Raw genomic sequence first — 14,882 nt, 5'->3', positions numbered from 1 at the left:
GGGTTGAATGGGTGCAAGCTACTTTTTGGGTTTTCAGGTAGCCTTTAAGCGGTATTTTCGGGTGTGGGTTTAAACAGGGTTTGGGTTGCCGGTCAAGCCCTCTCCCTAACCCTCTCCCGCGGGAGAGGGGATTGGGCTGCTGTTGCGCGGACGGTGTTTGTTTTACCGTTGCCGGCGTATTCCAAAGCTGTGCTGGTCGAATGTGCAGGCTGCTTTTGATGTTTCAGGCAGCCTGCACTTTGATGATTCTGGGTGCAGGCTGCTTTCAGGTGGCCTTAAATGCTTGGCGCGGGTTTAGGCGAACAGGGCGCGCATGGCTTGGATTTGGTTTTGTTTGAGTTCGCCGGCTTCGTCGCGGCCGACGAAGATTTTGAACATGGCGCCACCGTTGCGGTTCACAAAGTTGAGCGACACGGTGTCTTTGCCCATAAAGGGGCGTTCGATCAGGTAGATGGCGGCGCAGTTTTCGTAGTAGATGTGGCCGTGGATGCCGCCTTCTTCGGCGTGTTCGAAGTTGTAGAAGCCGCGGCCGACTTTGCCGTTGGGGATTTTGCCGGTCACTTCGGCAATCACGTCGGGGGTGTGGGCGATGAAGGTGACGGCTTCGTTCCAGCCGGCCAGCGCCTGCATGATTTCGACAAAGCGGCTGCCTTCGGTTTTTTTGATGAGTTGGGCGGGCAGGCAGTTGATGACGTCTTCAAAGCTGCATTGGTGTTGCCCGGCAAGCATTTCGAGGATTTGGCCGGGGTTTTCGGCCAGTGAGTTGCGCAATACGGTTTGTTGTTCGCTGGAGAGTTTTTGCATCGTGTTTTCCTTTTCGTCAGGTGGGAGGGACATCATGAGTTTACGGGTGAGGGTGGGCGACCAATAGCGGCCGCTGGTGTTGAGGATGGCTTGGCCGTCCTCGTGAATGGTTAGCAGATCGGCTTGCCGCCATTGGCGCAGCAGGGTTTGCGCTTCGGCGTTGTCGGCAAACAGGGCGGTGTCGATGCGGCCGAGTTCGATGTCGTGCTGCACTTGGCCGAGCAGGGTTTTGTGTTTGCCGTGGCGGCTCATGAAGGAGAGGGCTTTTTGGCCCGGCGGGGCTTTCAGGTAGCCTTTGAGGTCGCTCTGCACTTGGTAGCTGAAGCCGCCGAAGTTGCCGCCTGCGCCGGAGCCGAAGGCGAGGCAGGGCATATTGGATTTGACGAGGGTGTTGTAGCGGTTGCGCTCGCCGCGGCCGGGGTAGGCGAAATGGTTGTTGCTCACTTGCTGCCAGCCGAGCCGAGTGAGTTCGCGCACGGCGTAGGCGTAGTGTTGGGATTGCACGTCGAAGCCGAGCGGCGGCGGGAATGCACCTTTTTCAATCATGCGGTTGATGGGCAGGAAGGGGTAGCAGTTGAAGGCGTAGGTGTCGAGGCCGGACAGTGGCAGGCCGGCGGCGCGTTCGATATCGTGCGCCCAGATGTCGTCGGTTTGGCCGGGCAGGCCGAAAATCAGGTCGGCCACAATCACGGCGTCGAGGCCGCACAGTTCTTTCAGGTAGCCATAGGCTTCTTCGCCGCTGTGTTTGCGCCCGAGGCGGCGGCGGATGGCGGTGTTGAAGGTTTGAATGCCGATAGAAATGCGGTTCACGCCTGCTTCGACGGCGGCGCGGGCTTTGTCGAGCCCGAAATGGCTCATGCGGCCTTCGAGGGTGAATTCGCAGTCGTCGGCTAGCGGCAGGTATTGGTAGCAGGCGCGGATGAGACGCACCAAGTCGGGCGTATCCAGCGCGGTGGGCGTGCCGCCGCCGAAATACACGGCTTGGATTTTGCCGTTGCCGCTGCGTTGTTCGGCTTCCGCAGCCAGCTCTTCGATGACTTTGTCCACATACGTGCCGCCGTGTTCTTCTTTCCAGGCGTTGCGGTAGAAGCCGCAGAACACGCAGTGGTTGGCGCAGAAGGGGATGTGGAGGTAGGCCAGGCCGTCTTCATCGAGCGAATGGGCGATTTGGCTTTGCCACAGTTGCTGCCATTGCGGCATCGGCACGGGCACGCCGCCCCAAATCGGCATCAACGCCTGCCTTTCAGGAAAGGCCTGCGGCGCGGCTTCTTTCGATGGCCAGCGGATGGTTTGGATGGCGGGCGGGGAGGCGGTGGCGGGCATAGGATTTCTTATGGCTAGATGGTAAGCAAAATAAGAATTAATTTTACTACACAGAAGGGTGTTGCTGAAATAGCAGAGCAGGGGCATTTTGCTTGGCATTGTTTTAGCAGTTTATTTTTATAAGCTTTTTATGAATAAAGGCTACCTGAAAAACCACGATGGTGGTTGCAGGTAGCCTTTTCTATGTCTGGCAGAATTGCCGAAGCTTAATTTCACTTTACGCCAGTTTGCAAAAAATAGGCAGCCGGCGTACAACAGGGCTGCCCATGTTTTGCTTTGCTGCCAGCGGCTATTTTTCTTCCCGCAGCTCGCGGCGCAGGATTTTGCCCACGTTGGATTTTGGCAGCTCTTCGCGGAACTGGATGTCTTTCGGCACTTTATAAGCGGTGAGTTGGGTGCGGCAGAAGGCGATGAGCTCTTCGCGGGTGAGCGCCGGGTCTTTTTTCACCACGAACAGGCGCAGGGCTTCGCCGGTTTTGTTGCTGGGCACGCCGATACAGGCGGCTTCCAGCACCATCGGGTGCTTCGTTACAACATCCTCCACTTCGTTCGGATAAACATTGAAGCCGGACACCACAATCATGTCTTTTTTGCGATCCACCAGCTTGATGAAGCCTTTTTCGTCCATTTTCACCATGTCGCCGGTGGCGAGGAAGCCGCGCTCGTCCATCACGGCGGCGGTTTCTTCGGGGTGTTGCCAATAGCCCTGCATGATTTGCGGGCCTTGGATGCACAATTCGCCGATTTCGCCCAGCGGCGCTTCGTTGCCGTCGTTGTCGCGGATTTCTACCACGGTGTTGGAAACGGGCAGGCCGATGGTGCCGTTGTATTCACTGATATTCAGCGGGTTGGCGCACACGCCGGGGCTGGCTTCGGTGAGGCCGTACACTTCCACAATAGGCTGGCCGGTGAGCGCTTTCCATTGTTTGGCCACGTTTTCCTGCACCGCCATGCCGCCGCCCAGACACAGCTTCCAGCTGGAGAAGTCTATGCTTTGGAAGTCGGGGTGGTGGAGCAGGGCGTTGAACAGGGTGTTGACGGCGGGCAGCACGCTCACGCGGTATTTTTTCAGCTCTTTGATGAAGAATTTAATATCGCGCGGGTTGGTGATGAGCAGGTTTTGCGCACCGATGCGGGTGAAGATCATCAGGTTTACCGTGAGCGCGAACACGTGGTACATCGGCAGCGCGGTTACCACCAATTCGCCCTCAACAGTGAGGTTGGATTGAATCCACTCTTCGGCCTGCAGCATATTGGCGCAGATATTGCCGTGCGAGAGGACGGCGCCTTTGGATACGCCGGTGGTGCCGCCGGTGTATTGCAGGAAGGCGGTGTCTTCCAGCGTAACCGGCACGGGATGGAAGGTGTGTGCTGCGCCTTGTTTGAGCGCGTGGTTGAAGCGCACGAAGTGGGGCAGTTCGTAGGGCGGCACCATCTTTTTCACATGGCGCACAATCAGGTTCATCAGGCCGCCTTTGAAGAAGCCGAGCAAATCGCCCACCGAGGCGAGGATGATGTGTTTCACATCGGTTTCGGCCACCACTTCGGCCAGCGTGTGGGCAAAGTTTTCCAACACCAGAATGGTGGTGGCGCCGCTGTCTTTCAGCTGGTGTTGCAATTCGCGCGGGGTGTAGAGCGGGTTGACGTTCACCACGATGCCGCCAGCCTGCAAAATGCCGAATACGGCCACGGGGTATTGCAGCAGGTTGGGCAGCATCACGGCCACGCGCGCGCCTTTTTCCAGCTTGAGCACGTTTTGTAGATAGGAGGCGAACTGCTCGGCCAGGCGCGCGGTTTGGGCATAGGTTTGCACCTTGCCGAAGTTGGTAAAGCCGGAGCGTTTGCCGTAGAGGTAGGCGGTTTCGTGGAATACTTCGCAGATCGAGCTATAGCGGCGCACGTCGATTTCGGGGCGTACGCCTTCCTGATAACTTTGCAGCCAGATTTTTTCCAATTTGGTCTCCTGATAGGGGCTGCCTGAAAATTCAGCTTCGCAGCAACTTGCCGCGCCGTGCTTTCAGGTAGCCTTTAAGGTTTGTGTTGCTGGGTTTTATGTTTGGTTTAAATAGGTTAAACGCCTGCGCCGGCTTGGTCGATAATGCCGCCGCCCAGACAAACGTCGCCATCATACAGCACGGCGGATTGGCCGGGGGTAACCGCCCATTGCGGCGCATCGAATACCAGCTCGGCGGAGTCGTCGCTTAAATAGCGCAGTTGGCAGGGCGCATCGGCCATGCGGTAGCGGGTTTTGCAGGTGTAGCGGCCTTCGGGCGGGCGGCTGCCGTGTGCTTCGCCGGGGTTTTCAGGTAGCGTCCAGCTTAATTGGCTCATGGTGAGGCTACCTGAAAATAATAGCGGGTGTTGGTGGCCTTGCACCACGATTAGGCGGTTGGCGGCCAAATCTTTGCCGGCCACAAACCACGGCTCGCCTGCGCCGCCGATGCCCAAGCCTTTGCGCTGGCCGAGGGTGTAGAACATCAGGCCGACGTGCTTGCCCACGACTTGGCCTTCGGGCGTAACCATGTCGCCTTCGCGGGTGGGCAGGTATTTTTGCAGAAACTCGCGGAAGGGGCGCTCGCCGATGAAGCAGATGCCGGTGCTGTCTTTTTTGGCAGCGGTGGGTAGGCCGGCTTCGGCGGCGATGCGGCGCACTTCGGGTTTTTCCAAGTGGCCGAGCGGGAAGAGGGCGCGCTCGAGCTGATGAGGCTGGAGGCGGTAGAGAAAGTAGCTTTGGTCTTTGTTGGCATCCAAGCCTTTGAGCAGGTAATGCTTGCCGTTGCGCACTTCTTTGCGGGCGTAGTGGCCGGTGGCGATGGCTTCGGCGCCTTGCTCGACGGCGTAATCCAAAAAGCATTTGAATTTGATTTCGGCGTTGCACAGTACGTCGGGGTTGGGGGTGCGGCCGGCTTGGTATTCCTGCAGGAAGTAGGCGAATACTTTGTCTTTGTATTGGGCGGCGAAATTGACGATGTCGATGTCGATGCCGATGATATCGGCCACGGCGATGGCGTCGAAAGAATCCTGCTTGATGCTGCAGTATTCGTCGTTGTCGTCGTCTTCCCAGTTTTGCATGAACACGCCGCGCACTTGATGGCCCTGCTGTTTGAGCAGGTGGGCGGTTACGGAGGAATCGACACCGCCGGACAGGCCGACGATGATGTTTTGCGGGGTAGGCATAATGTTTGGTTTCTAGGTGGGGCTACCTGAAAGTTTTCAGGTAGCCTTTTAATTTAAGACTGGCCTTGCCGTTTTTTCACGCTCACTTGGCGTTTTTTGGTTTTGGCTTTGCTGCGGGCTTTTTCATCGCGTTTGGCGATGCGGTTGCTCAAGGTGGTGCGGCGCAGGGGTTTGTTTTTGGTCTTTTCCGCCGTGTCTTCGTAGGGGTTGTCGGAAATATTGTATTGGATGCGCAGCGGCGTGCCTTGCAGGTTGAAGGCTTTGCGGAAGGTTTGCGTGAGGTAGCGGGTGTAGCTGTCGGCCACGTGTTGCAGCGAATTGCCGTGAATCACGATTACGGGCGGGTTCATGCCGCCTTGGTGGGCATAGCGCATTTTCGGGCGCACCAGACCGGCGCGGGCGGGCTGCTGGCGTTCGATGGCCGATTGCAGCACGCGGGTGATTTTGGGCGTGGGCATTTTGATAAAGGCCGCGTCGTAGGCCGATTGGATGCTGGCAAACAGGCCGTCAATGCCGCGCTCTTTCAGGGCGGAAATGAAGTGGAATTTGGCAAAATCAAGGAAGTGCAGCTTGCGTTCGATGTCTTTTTTAATCGTGTTGCGCCGCTCTTCGGAAATGCCGTCCCATTTGTTTACCGCCACCACCAGCGCGCGTCCGGCTTCCAGCGCAAAACCGGCGATGGTGGCGTCTTGGTCGGCAATATCTTGCTGCGCGTCCAGCACCAATACGGCCACGTTGGAGGCTTCCACGGCCTGCATGGCTTTGATGACAGAAAATTTTTCCACCGCTTCTTCCACCTTGCCGCGGCGGCGCACTCCGGCGGTGTCGATGATGGTGAAGGGCTTGCCGTCGCGTTCGAAGTCGATGTGGATGCTGTCGCGGGTGGTGCCGGCCATATCGAAGGCAATCACGCGCTCTTCGCCCAAAATAGCGTTCACCAGCGTGGATTTGCCCACATTGGGGCGGCCGATAACGGCAAACACGGGGTGTTTGACCTCGCTGTCTTCTTCCGCGGCTTCGGGGAAGTTTTCCAGTACTTCTTCCATTAGGTAATACACGCCGTCGCCGTGCGCGCCGGAAATCACGTGCGGCTCGCCGAGCGCCAGCTCGTAGAATTCGGCAGCCAGCACGTCGCGGCGGCCGCCCTCACCTTTGTTTACAGCCAGATACACGGGGCGCGGCGATTGGCGCAGGCGGTCGGCAATGATTTTGTCTTGCGGCGTGAGGCCGGTGCGCGCGTCCACCAGAAAAATCACGGCATCGGCTTCATCCACGGCCTGCAGGGTTTGCTTGGCCATTTCGTGCAGGATGCCGCTGTCCACCACGGGCTCGAAGCCGCCGGTGTCCACCACGAGATAGGGCTTGCTGCCCACTTTGCCGTGGCCGTAGTGGCGGTCGCGCGTGAGGCCGGGCAGGTCGTGCACCAGCGCGTCTTTGGTACGCGTGAGGCGGTTGAACAGGGTGGATTTGCCCACATTGGGGCGGCCGACTAGGGCGATGGTGGGTTTCATGATGTTGGTCTTTCTGTATCAGGCTGCCTGAGCCAGGCAGCGAGCAGGTGCGCGGAGGCACGGAAGGGTTGGTGTGGCTTCGTTGGAAGCGGGTTTTCAGGTAGCCTTTGATTGGGAGTGAGGTTGCCTAAAGTATGCAGGCGAGATTATAGCCGGTTATGAATGGTTTGGCTTGGGGAGATGGGTCGGATAGATGGGGAGGTGGTGGTTTTGGTTTACGTTGAGGCCAATATTTTCAGGTAGCCTTCTTAGCAGCTGAAGGCTACCTGAAACCAAAAACCTGCCGCTCTTTAAAACGGCAGGTTTCGATATGGCTTACAGCAAGGTGTCCGATAGCGGAATATCCTGCGGCTGCACGGGCGTGGCGGGCAGGGGCCGCTCGCGCGGCTCGGTGCGGCGGCGTGGGGCAGGGCGGGTGCTGGCGGGAATCGGGGTTTCGGTGCTGCCGGCACCGTCGGTGAGCGCTTCCACGGCGCTGCCTTCAGGCAGGATTTCGTCTGCTTGCAGGGGTTCGGAGGCATCCACGGCTTGCGGGCGGCTCAGCTCGGCCGCGCCGTTTTGCCAGGCCACGGATTGCAATTTGCCTTGCACGCGGGCGTTGGCGTTTTGGCAGGTGATGCACACCAAGCGGCCGTTGCGGCTGCGCAAAACGCTGTTGATGCGGGCGGGATTGGCGGTGAGACCGTTGGCCTGCGACCAGGCGTCGATGCTTTGGCGCAGGGCGGTGGTGTTCAAGTTGCGCTGCTGATAGGGGTCGGCATAGGCGGCAAGCCAGAGGTGGTTGTTGGTATCGGCATTGAGGCTGGCCAGCTGGTAGATCACGGCGGCGCTGGCGCCGGTGCGCACGTTGCGGGCAAATTGCAGGGCATTGTTGCTGTGCATGCGCACGCAGCCGTGGCTGCGGATGCCGGGTACGCTGGCGGGGGCGTTGGTGCCGTGGATGCCCAAGCCTAAGCGCGGCGGGCCCAAGCGCACGAATACCGGGCCCAGCGGGTTGCTCGGGCCGGGCGGAATGCTGCTGATTTCAGGCAGGCCGGCGGCGGCGCGCTCGCGGCGGATACTGGCGGGGATCGACCAAGTGGGATTGTAGGCTTTGGAACCGATGTGGTAGTTGCCCAGCGGGGTGCGGGTGCGGTTTTTGCCCACCGCCACGGGATAAACGTTTTTCAGTTGGCCGTTTTCATACAGGAAAAGGCGCATCTGCGGGATGTTGATAACGACATGCTGACCTGCGGCCACGGGTGAGAAATCGGGCAGCGGGGTGTTGTTGGCGGCGGCAGTGCCGGCGGCGGCCAGAAGGCAAAGTAATGCGAGTTTCTTCATAGTAATGGTTGGGAAAAATAGGTTTGCGTGTTGTAAAGACAATAAATGGTGGCATGATACCCGAAACTGCTGCCGACCGATGCAGCAGGCTACCTGAAAGCGGTAAAACGTGTTTTAATGCCACACAATTATTCCGATTGCGCCGCCTGCCGTATGCGCGGCCAGCTCGGTTTAATTTGTTTAAATGAAATAAAATCATAAGCTTAGCATCCATTCGGGCTGCCTGAAAGCCCCGGCGCCTGATGAAGCCCAAACAACCTTCCCTGCTTTTCTGTTTACCCACCTCACGGAGCAGCTATGCAACGCCACATCATCCAATCCTTGTTGGACACCGATCTCTATAAATTCACCATGCTGCAAGTGGTATTGCACCAATTCCCACAGGCGCACGGCGTGTATGAATTCCGCTGCCGCAACCTAGACGAATGCGTGTATCCGCTGGTGGAGATCCGCAGCGAGCTGGAAGCCGAGCTCGATGCCCTGTGTACTCTGCGTTTCACTCCTGATGAGCTCAACTATCTGCGTAGTCTGCGCTTTATTAAAAGCGATTTTGTGGATTATTTGGAGCTGTTCCAGCTCAAACGCCGCTTCATCCAAGTAACCGTGGACGAGCAGAACCGGCTCTGCATCCGCGTGGAAGGGCCGATTATCCAAGCCATGTTCTTCGAGATTTTCGTGTTGGCGATTGTGAATGAGCTCTACTTCCGCCGCCTCGAAACCCCCGAAGTGCTGGCCGAGGGCGAGCGCAGGCTGCAGGCCAAGGCCGACCTGCTGCGCAGCTATGCCGCCGCCCAAGAGCCCGGAGACCCGCCCTTCCTCGTATCCGATTTCGGCACACGCCGCCGCTACAACCTCGCCTGGCAGGAGCACGTTGTCCGCACGCTCAACCAAGCCGCGCCCGACTGCCTGCGCGGCACCAGCAACGTTTATCTGGCCAAAAAACTCGGCCTCATCCCCATCGGCACCGTGGCGCACGAATTTATGCAGGCCTTCCAAGCCCTAGACGTACGCCTGCGCGATTTCCAAAAAGCCGCACTGGAAAGCTGGGTGCGCGAATACCGCGGCGACCTCGGCATCGCCCTCACCGACGTGGTGGGCATGGATGCCTTCCTGCGCGATTTCGACCTTTATTTCGCCAAACTCTTCGACGGCCTGCGCCACGACAGCGGCGACCCCTATGTGTGGGGCGAAAAAGCCTACGCCCACTACCAAAAGCTCAAAATCGACAGCCGCACCAAAATGCTCACCTTCTCCGACGGCCTCGATTTGGAAAAGGCCTGGGCGCTGCACCAATACTTCAAAGACCGCTTCAAAACCAGCTTCGGCATCGGCACCAACCTCACCAACGACATGGGGCACAAGCCGTTGAACATCGTGCTCAAGCTGGTGGAGTGCAACGGCCAATCCGTGGCTAAGCTCTCCGACAGCCCCGGCAAAACCATGAGCGACAACAATACCTTCCTCGCCTACTTGCGCCAAGTGTTCCAGATTGCCGAAACGCCCAAGTAGGGTTTGACTTGGCTGATTATGTTTTCAGGTAGCCTTTCTGCTGTGGGAAGGCTACCTGAAAAATTGTTGGGTTGAGGCTCAAGTCGTGGCGGTTCCACTAATCTGCTTTTTCTCTGGTTGATGGCGAACCTGCCATTTGCCTTAACCCCAAACGTTTCAGCTAGCCTTGGGTTCAATCCTTAAAAGGCTACCTGAAAACTAGTTTGCCCAATCTTTTGGTGTGGTTCCCAAGTTGAAGGCAGTGAGCACAAACTTGTTGGCATCACAGTTGTTTGGGGTGCTCTGGTTTTCAAAATAAAGCTCTACGCCGCTTGCCAGCAACAAGCGCGTGTTGAGGGCAAAAGTTTTCTTTCTGAAATCGATGCCGTGGAAATTGAGTTTTTTGATAACGAAGGCAAGGCGCAGCTTTTTCGGGTGCTTGAAAATCCAAGGTTGCATGGCGATATGGCTACCCGCGTCCAGCTTGTCCCAAGGGAAACCGTCTGCATAAATATTGGTTAATTCATCGCCCCGGAAGATTAAATCAATCGAGCCGTAACGCCAAATCACGCATTCTGCATCCAGCTCTTCGGGATAGACAGAGTCGGGCGGCGGGAAATAGGCAGCCAAGTGGGCTTTGGTTTGCCCCAGTTTCAGGCCGCCGAATTCGCCGCTGCGGCAGAAGTTGAGCATATTGATGGTGGGGATGGACATGGTTTTATCCTAAACCGATGGGCAGATTGGCTTTCAGGTAGCCTGAAGTAGGCTACCTGAAACATATAGCATGCTGTTTTGTGTTTGTTTTTATTCAATCCTAGAGTTGGATTAAAGATGATTTGTGTAGCGGCAACAAAGCTGCTTCACGCCGTGGTGTTGCTGACTTCGTCGCCCAGCAGTTCCTTCAGTCCGGCTTCATCCAGCACTTGCAGGCCGTTGGTAGCGGCGAAATCCATTAAGAATTGGAACATCGGCGGATTGATGGTTTCCAGCCTTTTGCCCACGGTTATGCTGCGCACTTTGCCGATGAGCAGCGGGCGCACCCATTCGTGGTAGCAGAGGCGGTGTTCTTTGCCAAAAGAGGAGAGCAGGCCGCACAGCCGCTCGGCCCAATCGCTGGGGCGGAAGGGTTTGCCGTCGGCGGTGGCGCCGTAAATCACTATTTCGTCCGGATTTGGGGTGAACATTTCCGATGGTCCTTCTACAGATTGTTAATGAATTATAGCTGGATGCATGGTTTTGTTAAACCATTGTTGCACGGTCGGCATCGGCTTTCGGGCGGCCTGAGGCTACCTGAAAAATATAAATTTCTGTAAAATAGCACTTTATGATTTAAACCAACTCATTTATTTTTAAGGAAAACCATGCTCCAAGCCCTCGAACTTTCCCAAGCCACCCGTTTAATCAACCACGGCCCCGTGGTGATGGTGTCCGCCAAGGCCGGCGGCATGGAAAACGTGATGTCTGCCGCCTGGGCGTGTGCGCTGGATTATGCACCCGCGCGTGTAACGGTGGTGCTGGACAAAGGCGCGTTCACGCGCGGCTTGTTGGAGCACAGCGGCTGGTTTGCGCTGCAAGTGCCGCTGGCCAAGCAGGCTGAAACCGTGCTGGCGGTGGGCAGTCAGAGCCGCAAAAATAATCCGGTCAAGTTAGCTGATTGCGGCGTGGAACTGTTTTATCAGGAAGGCTTCGATGTGCCGCTGGTGCAAGGTTGTGGCGCCTACCTTATCTGCCGCCTGCTGCCCGAGCCGCACAATCAGCAAACTTATGATTTGTTTATCGGCGAAGTGGCTGCCGTGTGGGCGGACGACCGTGTGTATGCCGATGGCCGCTGGCTGTTCGACAGCGTGCCGGACGAATTGAAAACGCTGCATTATGTGGGCAACGGCCTGTTTTACCGCACGGGCAAGGGTTTGAAGGTGGGGTAGGCGTTTCGACTTTAATTGCAGTTTGTGTTTGAACTTCGATGAAGTTTCGCTTTCAGGTAGCCTTTAGGCCTGACTAAGGCTACCTGAAAAATTGTCTGCTCCATTTCGTATTCGCTGCCTGCTGCCCCTGCCGCAGGCTTTGTTTTATAATCGCTTCCTTTTCCACCCCTTCGGACTTCTATTATGAAATGGCTGAGCCGCCTGGCCGTCATCCTCAAAACCGTATACCGCTTCGGGCTGGCCGACCTTTTGGCTGCGCGTGGCAAAACCCCTTGGTTTGTCAAACTATTGCCGCGCTCAGGCAAAATGCGGGATACGCCGCTGCCGGTGCGCCTGCGCTTGGCGTTGGAGAGCTTGGGGCCGATTTTTGTGAAGCTCGGTCAGGTGCTTTCCACCCGGCCAGATTTGCTGCCGGCGGCCTATGCGCTGGAATTGAGCCGACTGCAAGACAAAGTGCCGCCGTTTGATGCGGATTTGGCGCGGCAGCAGATTGAAGCATCGTTCGGGCGGCCGGTGGAAGAAATCTATGCCGAGTTTGAAGCCGAGCCGGTGGCAGCGGCTTCGGTGGCGCAGGTGCACCGCGCGCGGCTGTTTGGCGGCGAGGCGGTGGCGGTGAAAGTGTTGCGGCCGAATCTGGAGCCGGTGATCGAGCAGGATTTGGCCCTGATGCGCACCGCCGCGCGGCTGATTGAAAAGCTGCTGCCCGACGGCAAACGCCTGCGCCCGCGCGAAGTGGTGGCCGAGTTCGACAAATATCTGCATGACGAGCTTGATTTGCTGCGCGAAGCAGCCAATGCCAGCCAAATCGGGCGCAATTTCAGCGGCAGCACCATGCTGCGCGTGCCGAAGGTATATTACGACTATTGCAGCGAAAGCGTGATGACCATGCAGTGGATGGACGGCACGCCGATTGCCGAAGTGGCCGAGCTGCAGCGGCGCGGCGTGGATTTGAAACGGTTGGCGCGCTACGGCGTGGAAATCTTCTTCACCCAAGTGTTCAAACACGGCTTTTTCCACGCCGATATGCACCCGGGCAATATACTGGTGGACGACGAAGGCCGCTATATCGCGCTGGATTTCGGCATTGTGGGCAGCCTCACGGACTACGACAAACGCTATCTCGCCATCAATTTCCTCGCCTTCTTCAACCGCGACTATCACCGCGTGGCCACGGCGCATATTGAAAGCGGCTGGGTGCCGGCAGATACGCGGCCGGAAGAGTTGGAAGCTGCCGTGCGCGCCGTGTGCGAGCCGTTTTTCAACAAGCCGTTGGCCGAAATCTCCTTCGGCCTCGTGCTGATGCGCCTGTTTGAAACCAGCCGCCGCTTTAACGTGCAAATTCAGCCGCAGCTGGTGTTGCTGCAAAAAACCCTGCTCAACATCGAAGGATTGGGCCGCCAGCTGGATCCGCAGCTGGATTTATGGGAAACGGCTAAGCCGTTTTTGGTGAGTTGGATGAACGAACAGGTTGGCGTGAAAGCCTTGTGGCGCAATCTGAAGCAGGAAGCCCCCGACTGGGCGGAAATCCTGCCCGCCCTGCCGCGCAAACTGAATATGCTAGTGGATGAAGCCCGCCAACAGGAAATGCGCGATGCCTACCTGCACCTGGTGCGCACCCAGCAGCGGCAGAATATGTGGCTCGCACTGATTGCGCTGATGCTGTTACTGATGGCGCTGTTGGATTAACTGGCGGCAGGATGAAAGTTGTCTTGGCGTAGCAAGAAATGCTCGTGTTAAAGGCTACCTGAAAAGTTTCAGGTAGCCTTTTTTCATCCGAACCGGCCAAACTCTTCCATCTGCATGGAGTGCCGGTGTTTGGCAGCAGAAAAAGTAAAGCGTGCGTGCCGCCTCAACCCCAAAATGCCGCTTCAAATCCTACCGCACATTCCGGCGGTAATTCGTGGAGCAGCAAATCGTGCAGGGCTGTAAGCAAATCTTCGGGTTTGCCACCTTCTGCTTCATCATAAAACAGCCCGCCGGCGGCCTGCCATTCTTGTTCGAAGCGGTGTATGGCCAGTAGTGTGTGTATTAAGGCTGCCACCGACGGTACAATCAGGCGGCGGTTTTCCACGGTGCTGTAGCCGGTCGTCAGCCAATAAACGGGGCTGCCGGGCGCGGCGGTGTCGGCAAATAGGATTGAGTCGTCAAACATATTGCCAAATACCGCCCATTCTTCTCGCCAGCCGTCGGTTGGCAAATATTGTTTCGCCTTGTTGTTCCAGCCGAACGCCCAATCGTTCCAAATCTCGGGCAAACCCGCATAAGGCAGCCATTGCAGGAATAAGGTTTGCATTTCCAGCCAGTAGTCGGCACGCGGATTTTCGCCCTGCCATGTGCCATCCATATGGCGGTAGAAATCTGCCAGCTTGCCTAAATGCAGGTGGCGGTGGTTGGCCAAGGCGGGCAGGTTTTGCGGTTCTGGTGTGTAAGGCAAGCCGAAGGTTTGGGCGAAAGTACGGATTAGGTCGGCGTTGGGCATAGGGTTTTGTTTCTGTGAGGTCGGTTTTACCAGGTGTTGATATTTTCAGGTAGCCTCTTACGGGCAGTTTCTACATTCGTGGAGCAGGCTACCTGAAAACTCTATTCGGCTGCTCGGGGATTGAATTCGGCCAGTTTCTGCTCCACCCAGATGCTGGCGGTATCGGGAGTATCGGGCATGGGTTCGGCTTCGCCGAAGTGGGACACGGCGGGCAGGGGGCGCAGGAGGGTGTCGATGTCTTGCGGGCTTAGAAATCGGCCGTGCAGGTCGAATCCGACGTTGAGGGCGCGGCCGGAGAGGGGGGCGAGGCGGTCGTGCAGGTGGCCGTAGAGGTGATACCAGCCTTTGTGGCAGCCGTCCCATTCGTTGATGGGGTAGTGGAATAAAATCAGGGTATTGTTGATTTCGGGTAGCTTGAGTTTGAGATAGGGCTGGGCGGAGGCAAGCAGGGGGTGGCCGTCGGCTTTGGTGGTTTGAAAGAATCGGCTGATGTGGCGTTGGATGAGGTCGTCGTGGTTGCCGAAAATCAGGTGGTGGCGGCCGTTGAGGCGGGAGAGCAGGTGGGTGATGTGCTTGAGGTCGTGTGAGAAGCTGAGGTCGCCCAAGTTGTACACTTCATCTTCGGGGGAGACGGTGCGGTTCCACATGGCCACAAGGTGTTCGTCCATTTCTTCAACACTGGCGAAGCGGCGGAACTGGGGGCAGAATTTGGCAATGTTTTTGTGGGAGAAGTGGAGGTCGGAGGTAAAGAAGATTTTGCTCATATTGGTATGAAGTTCAAAACGGTTGCTCACTGCGTTGCCATACGGTTTGTGGCTAGCTGTATGAAGAAATCATTATTCAGCTATACCT

11 protein-coding genes and 1 pseudogene are annotated in these 14,882 nt (G+C 57.2%); 3 read left to right on the top strand and 9 right to left on the bottom strand.

The genetic code is table 11. The features are described 5' to 3' along the window. Positions 1-294: 294 nt before the first annotated feature. The 5 genes from hutW to HMPREF2541_RS04105 form a co-directional block, all read right to left on the bottom strand. Positions 295-2,127 carry a heme anaerobic degradation radical SAM methyltransferase ChuW/HutW gene (gene hutW / locus HMPREF2541_RS04125; protein ID WP_070541842.1) on the bottom strand — a complete coding sequence of 611 codons (1,833 nt, stop codon included), beginning with the start codon at positions 2,125-2,127 and terminating at the stop codon, positions 295-297. A gap of 289 nt (positions 2,128-2,416) precedes the next feature. Beyond that, on the bottom strand, positions 2,417-4,081 hold the full coding sequence (locus HMPREF2541_RS04120; RefSeq protein WP_064086479.1) for an AMP-binding protein: 1,665 nt from the start codon (positions 4,079-4,081) through the stop codon (positions 2,417-2,419). A 116-nt stretch (positions 4,082-4,197) separates the two neighbouring features. Beyond that, positions 4,198-5,304 carry a tRNA 2-thiouridine(34) synthase MnmA gene (mnmA, locus tag HMPREF2541_RS04115; protein ID WP_070541839.1) on the bottom strand — a complete coding sequence of 369 codons (1,107 nt, stop codon included), beginning with the start codon at positions 5,302-5,304 and terminating at the stop codon, positions 4,198-4,200. A 53-nt stretch (positions 5,305-5,357) separates the two neighbouring features. Further along, a complete protein-coding gene (der, locus tag HMPREF2541_RS04110) occupies positions 5,358-6,815 on the bottom strand; it encodes a ribosome biogenesis GTPase Der (protein WP_064088143.1) in 1,458 nt (485 codons plus the stop codon). A 315-nt stretch (positions 6,816-7,130) separates the two neighbouring features. Continuing rightward, positions 7,131-8,138, bottom strand: coding sequence for a L,D-transpeptidase (locus HMPREF2541_RS04105; RefSeq protein ID WP_064086482.1), 1,008 nt, complete (start codon positions 8,136-8,138; stop codon positions 7,131-7,133). A gap of 297 nt (positions 8,139-8,435) precedes the next feature. On the opposite strand from HMPREF2541_RS04105, the gene pncB reads away from it, so the two are divergent. After that, positions 8,436-9,647, top strand: a complete 1,212-nt coding sequence (pncB, locus tag HMPREF2541_RS04100; protein ID WP_003823275.1) for a nicotinate phosphoribosyltransferase — start codon at positions 8,436-8,438, stop codon at positions 9,645-9,647. 198 nt (positions 9,648-9,845) lie between these two features. Here pncB and HMPREF2541_RS04095 read toward each other — a convergent pair whose 3' ends face one another. Next, on the bottom strand, positions 9,846-10,340 hold the full coding sequence (locus HMPREF2541_RS04095) for a hypothetical protein (RefSeq protein WP_070541836.1): 495 nt from the start codon (positions 10,338-10,340) through the stop codon (positions 9,846-9,848). 182 nt (positions 10,341-10,522) lie between these two features. Then, positions 10,523-10,810, bottom strand: a pseudogene (locus HMPREF2541_RS04090) (DUF3579 domain-containing protein); the annotation flags it as partial. A gap of 177 nt (positions 10,811-10,987) precedes the next feature. Between HMPREF2541_RS04090 and HMPREF2541_RS04085 the strand changes: the two are divergent. Together HMPREF2541_RS04085 and ubiB are read left to right on the top strand one after the other, a co-directional pair. After that, on the top strand, positions 10,988-11,551 hold the full coding sequence (locus tag HMPREF2541_RS04085; RefSeq protein ID WP_070541833.1) for a flavin reductase family protein: 564 nt from the start codon (positions 10,988-10,990) through the stop codon (positions 11,549-11,551). A 183-nt stretch (positions 11,552-11,734) separates the two neighbouring features. Next, entirely contained in the window at positions 11,735-13,237 is a 1,503-nt protein-coding gene (gene ubiB / locus HMPREF2541_RS04080) for a ubiquinone biosynthesis regulatory protein kinase UbiB (RefSeq protein ID WP_023886858.1), read from the top strand. A 163-nt stretch (positions 13,238-13,400) separates the two neighbouring features. On the opposite strand, the gene HMPREF2541_RS04075 is transcribed toward ubiB, so the two are convergent. Together HMPREF2541_RS04075 and HMPREF2541_RS04070 are read right to left on the bottom strand one after the other, a co-directional pair. Then, positions 13,401-14,030, bottom strand: coding sequence for a hypothetical protein (locus tag HMPREF2541_RS04075; protein ID WP_070541830.1), 630 nt, complete (start codon positions 14,028-14,030; stop codon positions 13,401-13,403). A 101-nt stretch (positions 14,031-14,131) separates the two neighbouring features. Further along, positions 14,132-14,794: a metallophosphoesterase gene (locus HMPREF2541_RS04070; RefSeq protein WP_003823266.1), complete on the bottom strand. Its 663-nt coding sequence runs from the start codon at positions 14,792-14,794 to the stop codon at positions 14,132-14,134. Positions 14,795-14,882 lie beyond the last annotated feature (88 nt).

It is taken from the genome of Eikenella sp. HMSC061C02, assembly GCF_001809035.1.
Classification (GTDB): Bacteria; Pseudomonadota; Gammaproteobacteria; order Burkholderiales; family Neisseriaceae; genus Eikenella; species Eikenella corrodens.
Note: the sequence above shows the minus strand (reverse complement) of the source record. Positions and strands in the feature narration are given on the sequence as shown.